This is a genomic window from Lysinibacillus sphaericus OT4b.31, assembly GCF_000392615.1.
GTDB classification, from domain to species: Bacteria; Bacillota; Bacilli; order Bacillales_A; family Planococcaceae; genus Lysinibacillus; species Lysinibacillus sphaericus_B.
In genome coordinates this window covers 1-1,688 of record NZ_KB933425.1, presented here as the reverse complement: position 1 = coordinate 1,688, position 1,688 = coordinate 1, and the positions used below count along the sequence as shown (strand labels likewise).

Genomic DNA, 1,688 nt, shown 5'->3' with positions numbered 1-1,688 from the left:
TGAACTGCTCCCTGTCAAGTAGACAGTGGAAATAATAAAAATGCTTTACGCGGCTTGAGACCTGAATTCCAAGGGGCTCAAGCCGTTTAATTTTTCTTGATAGCGCTCTGAATTATAAAACGAAATGTATCCTAAAATTGCTTTTTTTAGCGCTTCATATGTATCATATTTATTTAAATAGTATTTTTCGCATTTGAGCGTACCCCAAAAAGCCTCGATTGGTCCGTTATCGATACAACGTCCCACTCTAGACATACTATGTACCCTCTCGGCATCATCTATCATACGTTTGAAAAGTTTTGAAGTATATTGATAACCACGATCGCTATGAATAAGTGGATGCTCATCCTCTTTTAATTTTTGTATGGCTAGTGTCATCGTTTGAAAAACAAGTTTATTGTTATTCGAGTGCCCTAATACATAACTCACAATCGAATTATCGTATAAATCAATAATGGCGCTTAAATAAGCCTTTTTACCATTCTCATATTTAAATTCCGTGACATCTGTACACCATTTTTGATTCGGTTTATCTGCTTTGAACTTGCGATTGAGTATGTTTTCTGCTACATAATCTGGATTCGATTTACGATATTTTTTTCGTTTTCGACGAATCACCGATTTTAATCGACACATTTTCATCAAACGATAAATACGTTTTTTATTTACCTTCGGTAAATCTACTTTTTCACGATGACGATTGATTGTAAGTGTGATGCGACGATATCCATAAATCCCATCTACTTGTGTATAAAGGTACTGAATTGATTCTAGAGGCTGTTCATTCTCGATTTCTCGTGCTGATGACTGACGGTTCAACCACTTATAATAAGCAGCACGTGTAACATCGGCAATTTCACATAATAAAATGATTGGCAGTGCTTCCTTCGCTGCTAATTCTTGAATGGCAATATAACGGTTATGTATACGGCTTTTACTTAACGACGCCTCCTTTCGATTTCCTCTAACTTTTTTAAGAAGAGATTTTCTGCACGTAATCGTTCATTTTCACGTTCCATACGCTGGATTTCTAAACGAAACTTGTCTTCAGTGCTTAACTCTTCTTCTAACTTTGTACGCCCACGGCGATCATGCAAGCCTAATTCCCCGTATTTTTCGAATTTTTTTACCCATTGATATACTTGTTGGTAAGAAACCGCATATTGTTCAGCTGTTACTTGATAATTCTTATCGTTGGCAATACAAACTTGTGCTATTTCAATGCGCTCTTGTACTGTTGTTTTTCTACCTTTAGTCATAGTTTGGCTCATTCCTTTACCCGAATCTTTTAATTCACTATGACTAGTATACTTTTTTATCCAATTCCTTAAAACCGATCTACTAGAAAGTCTATACTTTCTTACAACCTCTCTTAATGAAAATTCGCCTGAAAGATAGTCTCGGACAGCCGCTAATTTTAATTCCTTAGCATAACGATTCTGCTGGTTTAATCGTTCAAGACCCTCTTCTCCAAAATAACGATAATCATTTTGCCAATCTTTAATCGTATCACGATGCACTTTATATAATTCGGCAACTTCATTAAGAGTAAATTGGCCAGTATGATAAAATTTTAAAATCTCTAATTTTTCTTCTTTTGAAAAACTACACGTTCTCATAAAAAAATCTCCCCATTTGATAAACAGATTTTATTTTTTAATCTGTCTACTTAATGGGGAGCATACCAC

At 35.1% G+C, this 1,688-nt stretch carries 1 protein-coding gene; it reads right to left on the bottom strand.

The window, feature by feature from the left end; translation table 11 throughout:
* Window positions 1–45: 45 nt before the first annotated feature.
* Window positions 46–1,619, bottom strand: a protein-coding gene (locus H131_RS26225; protein WP_419185174.1) for an IS3 family transposase whose coding sequence is annotated in 2 segments (ribosomal slippage) — window positions 46–977 and window positions 977–1,619 — 1,575 coding nt in all. Because the reading frame shifts where the segments join, the coding sequence is not laid out codon by codon here.
* Window positions 1,620–1,688 lie beyond the last annotated feature (69 nt).